At 46.3% G+C, this 7297-nt stretch carries 1 protein-coding gene; it reads left to right on the top strand.

The window, feature by feature from the left end; genetic code table 11:
• Window positions 1–171: 171 nt before the first annotated feature.
• A complete protein-coding gene (locus ACT6R0_RS17500) occupies window positions 172–7149 on the top strand; it encodes a choice-of-anchor L domain-containing protein (RefSeq protein WP_444655161.1) in 6978 nt (2325 codons plus the stop codon).
• Window positions 7150–7297 lie beyond the last annotated feature (148 nt).

Here is a 7297-nt window from a genome sequence, read left to right on the forward strand (position 1 = left end):
CAATTTTGTTGGATTATTTGCAGATTGTTGCGGGAGTTTTACATTCATAACAAATACAATTAATTTTGTTTTTTTTAAATAAATGATAGATAATCTTTAACATATTAAGTTATAAGTTAAATTTTTTGTTTATTTTCGAGAACTTAAACATAAACTACTAAATATAATTCTATGAAAAAAATTACCCTATTATTTTTCATGTCGTTACTTTCCTGGTGTGGCTACTCCCAGCTCGCATTGGAAACGTTTGAAAGTAACGGTAACCTCCTCCCAACCGGTTGGTCCAAGATCAACGTTTCGGGGCCGGGACAGGAATGGAATGTGGTGAACCACAATGCCATTCAGTCACCTGCATACGGCGGGTCGGGCAAGGTGGCCTTTATCAACAGGGAGAACGTGGCTACCGGTACTGCAGAAGACTGGTTGGTGACCAAGCAGTTCCTTGTGCCTACCAACGGACAACTCCGTTTTCAGTCAAGGCTGACCATAATCGGTAATGACGGTAACACTTACAGGTTGATGATCCATACCGGCAATACGCCAGGCGATCCGAGTGCTTATACACCTATCGTGCCTACAATGGGTGAACTTGACATTAACCCGGACCCATTCCAGACAGACTATCTTGAAAAGGTATTTAACCTTCCTGCATCAAGCTTTGGGCAGCAGGCATACATTGCCTTTGTAATGAACGGCGACTTTGGTGATCGCTGGCTTGTTGATAACGTAATGGTAGGCGCGCAGTGTCTTGACCCTACGACTTTGGCAGTGAACAGTGTGGGCCTTAACCAGGCAGTGCTTAACTGGGCTAACCCGGGTGGCGCTACTGAGTGGGATATTGATATCGTAGGAGCGCTTCAGGCCCCTACTCAGGTGGGTATATCGTATACAGGTATTCCTCCATATACGGCTACTACCGATAGCGCGGGCAACCCGCTTCAGCCAAATACTGACTATAAGTATTATGTAAGGGCCGATTGTGGTGGTGGTAATACCGGTAACTGGGTAGGGCCATTCTATTTTAGTACGGTGGCTCTTGGCGAAAGCTGTACGGCCCCGATCGTAATTACGACGCCTTCTTACTCTACTACAGATAACACAGGGAACTATGGCGACACGGTAGATGGTTCTCCCGGTGGCGCTGCAGGTTGTGGTACTGCCAACCAGTACCTTAACGGTAATGATGTTTTCTACTCCTATACTGCTGCCACTACAGGTGTTATCAGTATTAATGTAACGAACAACGGTGCCTATTCAGGTGTATTCGTATATAATAGCTGTACCAATGTAGGTGTGAGCTGTGCGGGTGGTGCTGTAACAGGCTTTACCCCGGCGCCACTTGCGATCCCAACATTTGCAGTTACTGCAGGCCAGACCTATATCATTGTTATTTCTACATGGGCTGCTCCTCAAACAACTCCTTATACTCTTGTTATACAGCCTGTGAACTGTGCGCCTCCTGTAGGTTTGCCATCAGTAGGCGGGCTGACATCGGCGCAGCTTTCATGGACTAACCCAAGCGGCGCTACCTCATGGCAGGTAGTGGTGCAGGATCCGGGCGACGGTATGCCGGCGGGAGCAGGTACAACTGTGAATACAAATACGAACTATGTTACAACTGCCGAGTTTGACGGTACTGCATTGGTCGCGTCTACTCCTTATGAATATTATGTAAGGGCAAATTGCGGTAACGGCACATTTAGTGCGTGGGCAGGCCCTTATGCGTTCAATACTACTCTTTGTGAGGCTAATGACCAGTGTAACTATACATTTATAATGACCGACTCATTTGGCGACGGCTGGAACGGCAATACCATGACGGTGTCGCAAAACGGCATTGCTGTTGCAACTATCGGTTCAACATTTACTACAGGTGTTGGCCCTGTTTCGGTTACGGTCCCTATATGTGATGACCTTCCGCTTTCGCTATTCTGGAACGCGGGTGGTAACTTTGCAGGCGAAGTAGGCGTATCTATCCAAAATAACTTTGGACAGACCATTTACACAAAACCTGCCGGAACAGGAGCGCAAAACTCATCGCTTTTCACAGGTCTTATCGATTGTGATACCCCTGCGTGTCTTCCTCCTGACGGACTTAGTGTATCCAATATCTCAACAACATCCGTTACTCTTGACTGGGCTGGCCCTAACACGGGTAACTGGGATTATTATGTTGTGACTGCCGGAAGCCCGGCGCCTACATCATCTACAACAGGTGTTAACACGACCACAAAACCGGTGGACGTAACTACCGGACTGGTTGCCGGTACCAACTATGTGTATTATGTAAGGATCGTGTGCGACGGCTCGACCAATAGTACATGGGCAGGCCCATTCCCGTTCACAACAGCTGTATGCCCGTTGGCACAACAGTGTAACTACAGCTTTATCATGACAGATTCATGGGGTGATGGCTGGAACGGTAACACTATGACCATAACACAGAACGGCGCGACCGTTGCAACTATCGGTTCTACGTTCACTACAGGCCAGGGCCCTATAACGGTTAACGTGGCCATGTGTAATGGCCAGCCGTTCGAATTGTTCTGGAATGCAGGCGGTAACTTCCCTGGTGAAGTAGGTGTGTCTATTGTTAACGGCTTTAGCCAGACAATATTCACGAAGCCTTCGGGTACCGGTGCGCAAAATAGTGTACTATATTCAGGAACGATCGATTGTGATAATCCACTGTGTCTTCCTCCAACCGGCCTTACGGCTTATGATTTTGAAGTAGATTCAGCCATGCTAGAGTGGGATGGCCCTGCTACAGGTAACTGGGAAGTGTATGTAGTTCCTGCGAACGACCCTGCACCAACAGCTTCTTCTACAGGCACACTTACTACTACTAACCCTGTTGAAGTGCCACTTCCAACACCTGGTATCAACTATGACTACTATGTGAGGGTAATTTGTGATGCATCTACCAACAGTACATGGGCCGGTCCTTTCGAATTCCACAGCCTTGTATGTGCTGAGGCCGACCAATGTAATTATGTGTTTGAAATGGTTGACTCTTTCGGCGATGGCTGGAATGGCAATACAATGACGGTTCTCCAAAATGGCGTACCGGTAGGTACATTTGGTTCTACATTTACAACAGGAACATCTCAAACTGTTGAAGTACCGCTATGTCCTGGCGTAGGTTTTGAACTACAATGGAATTTCGGAGGTAACTTTGCTAATGAGGTAGGAGTTGTTGTGTATACTCCATTTGAAGAAGACCTTTACACTAAGCTTCCGGGCCAGGGAGCTCAGGGTACTATACTATATGAGAACGATGAGGCAGACTGTACACCTCCGCCATGTCCTAAGCCGCAGGATCTTTTCGTAGATGCGCTGGCGCTTACTACAGCCGATCTTAACTGGACTGAAATGGGAACTGCCACTACATGGGAAGTATATGTTGTGCCGATCAACTCTCCGGCACCACAGCCTACAGATTCAGGCTTATCAACTACCACTATGCCGCATATAGCTACAGAGACTGTTACAGGTGTTGACCTTACTTCAGGAACTACTTATGAGTTCTATGTGCGTGCGATCTGTGGTGGCACTGATGGAAATAGTAACTGGTCAGGCCCGATCATATTTACTACACTTATCGAGAATGATGACTGTGACGGTGCAATAGACGTAGGCACGAATCCTGGTATTGATTGTGACGTATTCGCATCGGGTACAGTAACAGGCGCAACAGGATCATCACAAGCACAGACTTGTTATATTTGGGGCGATATTGAATTTGATGTTTGGTATTCATTCGAAGCTACATCAACTACACATGCTGTTAACATAAACAACATGATCGGTGCGACCTTCCAAACAGTAATTTACGAAGGTGCTGATTGTGGTACGCTAAACCAGCTCGCTTGTGGTAATAACAGCCAGACCATTACAGGTTTGACGCTTGGTGAGACATATTATGTAAGGGTATATACCACATGGCTGCCTGATCCAACTGATGTAACGAGCTTTGAAATATGCATCAATACGCCTCCACCACCGATCTTGGTGACTCAGGATGAACATACTATCGAAGAGCTTGTACAGGATGTACTTATAGGTTCTGATTGTGCCCAGATATCTAACATATTATCAAGTACAGGTACTGACTTTGGAATGGCCAACGGTATTGGCTACTTTGAGCAGAATGGCTCTGAATTCCCGATGGAAGCAGGTATCGTTCTTGTGAGTGGCGACGCTGCCCTTGCCCCTGGACCAAACCAGTTCCCTGCCGGGCAAAGTAATAACTGGCCGGGATGGGATGGCGATACAGACCTTGAAACTATCGTGAACTTACCTCCGGGTAATACGAACGATGCTACCTGGATATCGTTTGACTTCGTATCGATGACAGACGAGCTGAACTTCAACTTCCTGTTCGCATCGGAAGAATATAATATGGGTGGCTTTGAGTGTAACTTCTCAGACTCGTTCGCCTTCATATTAACAGATAACGAGGATCCATTGGCGGCTCCTATTAACCTTGCGGTGCTTCCAAATACAAGTATTCCGATCCTTGTGACCAACATCCACCCGGATAACGGTGTATGTCCTGCGATCAATGAGGAGTATTTTGGTCAGTACAACAACACATCGTTTGACCCGATCAACTTTAATGGCCAAACCATTGTGTTGACCGCAACAGGCCCGGTACAGGTAAATCACTCGTACAATATCAAACTGGTTATTGCCAACGCCTCTGATAACGCTTATAACTCGGCAGTATTCCTTCAGGCAGGCAGCTTCGATATCGGTGAGCCGGATCTTGGTGAACCATCTCTTGTGTCTGATGGCAATGCTGTTTGTGCAGGCGGCGAAAGGCTTTTGGATACAGGTCTGAGCGCTGACGATTTTGAATTCGTATGGTCTGATGAAAATGGTGTAATGCCAAATGAAACTGGACCAACTTATCTTGTAACAGAATCTGGAGAGTATACTGTAGAAGCAACGTTTATTGGTACAACATGTGCCACTGAAGCAACTATAGTTATTGAATTCTATGATCCGGTTGTGGATGTTACCAATGATCCTGAAAACCTTACAGATTGTAATGCGAGTGGTTTTGGAACCTTTGATCTTACGCAAAACACAGCTACGATCTTAGATGGTATTACAGGGGACTATACGATCACTTACCATACAAGTGAAGATCTTGCAAATGATGGTGACCAGCCGATCATAGCAGATGTGGCCTCTTATGCCAATACCACTCAGTTCGAGCAAACGATCTGGGTAAGGATCTATAATAACGCGAGTGACTGTTATGGTGTGAAATCATTTACAATAAACGTTCAGGACCTTACACCGGAATTCACTATCACGCCAGAGTTCTCGATATGCGAAGGCACTGATGGTACGATCACGGTAACTCCAACGAACTATGACGATGCAGATGTGACTTACACATGGACACGCAATGGAGGGCCATTTGCAGGCACTACAAATACCATTACTGTAACTGAAGCAGGCGACTATGAAGTTACTATAGACAATACAGGATGTTCTGCAACTGCAACAGTGGCCGTAGGTGTTATACCTACCCCTGTAGCTGATGATCCTGCTGATGTTACATCTTGCGACAGCTATGTGCTTCCTGCGCTTAACGCTAATAACAACTACTATACAGGTTCAAACGGTACGGGAACAATGCTGAATGCCGGTGAAACGATCACTGCTACACAAGATGTTTACGTATACACTGTTACAGGTACCATACCAAACTGTAGTGCAGAAAATGTATTTACGGTAACTATCGTACCTAGTCCTGTAGCCGTAACTCCTGGCGACCAGTTTGCTTGTGATAGCTATGTTCTTCCTGCACTTACAGCCGGTAACTATTTTACTGCTGCCGGCGGTACAGGTACTCAGCTGGATGCGGATGATGTGATAACATCTACCCAAACGATCTTTGTTTATGTAGAAAGCGGTTCAACGCCAAACTGTACAGATGAAGAAAGCTTTGTGGTGACGATCACGCCTACACCTGTAGCTGAAGATCCTGCTGATGTAACATCTTGCGACAGCTATGTGCTTCCTGCGCTTAGTGCGGGCAATAACTACTACACAGGTGCAAATGGAACAGGAACAATGCTAAGTGCCGGCGAAAGTATTACCGGAACTCAGGATATCCACGTATTCGTACAAAGTGGTACTACGCCAAACTGTACAGATGACAATGTGTTTACAGTAACCATCGTGCCAAGTCCTGTAGTTGTAACACCGGGTAACCAGTCTGCATGCGACAGTTATGTTCTTCCTGCACTTACTGTAGGTAATTACTTTACGGGTCCTGCAGGTACAGGTACACAGCTAATTGCTGGCGAATCGGTTAGTAGTACTCAAACAATTTATATATATGCGCAGAGTGGTTCTACACCAAACTGTACAGATGAAGAAACCTTTAATGTGACAATAATCACTTCTCCTGTGGCTGATGCTCCTGGCGATGTGTCTGCATGCGACAGCTATGTACTTCCTTCGCTTGGTGTTGGTAGCTACTACACAGGCCCTGGCGGAACAGGCACACAGCTTGCAGCGGGATCTTCGGTTTCTGCTTCTCAGACGATTTATGTATATGCACAGAGTGGTACATCGCCAAACTGTACAGATGAGAACAGCTTTGATGTAAGCATTATCCAAACACCGTCAATAGCGATCACCGAAGGATGTGACGAGAATAATGTGTATGTTCTTGAAGCGATCTTTACAGATGAGATCAATACTCCTGATAACACAACATTTGAATGGACCGATGCTTCGGGTGCATCTTTAGGCACAGGCTCTTCTATCGTGATCAATCAGGGTGGTACTTATTATGTAACTGTAACTCCAAATGGAGGAGCTGACTGTTCGGTTCCGGGCCAGATCAATGTTGTAGACACGACTTGTGATGTGCAACGCGGTATATCGCCAAACGGTGATGACAAGAATGAAAGCTTCGACCTTACAGCGCTTGACGTAAGGAAACTGAGCATCTTTAACCGTTACGGAGCAGAGGTTTACAGCTTTAATGGAGCCTACACTGACCAATGGGAAGGTCAATCTGCAGGTGGTGACGAGCTTCCTACAGGAACCTACTTCTATATGATCGAACGTGCTAACGGCGAAAGCAGGACCGGCTGGGTTTATATAAACAGGGCTAACTAACAAATAATTGGGCAACTCCCCCGCTAATGTGCGGGGGAGGGGTGTCCCAGCCCCTAACCTAAATTAAAAGAACACACATGAAGAAACTATACCTTGCAGCATTCTTGGCTCTTGGTGGGTTGTCTGAGATGAACGCTCAGCAGGACCC

Origin of the sequence: Flavobacterium sp., from assembly GCF_052437795.1 — a bacterium.
Lineage (GTDB): Bacteria > Bacteroidota > Bacteroidia > Flavobacteriales > Flavobacteriaceae > Flavobacterium.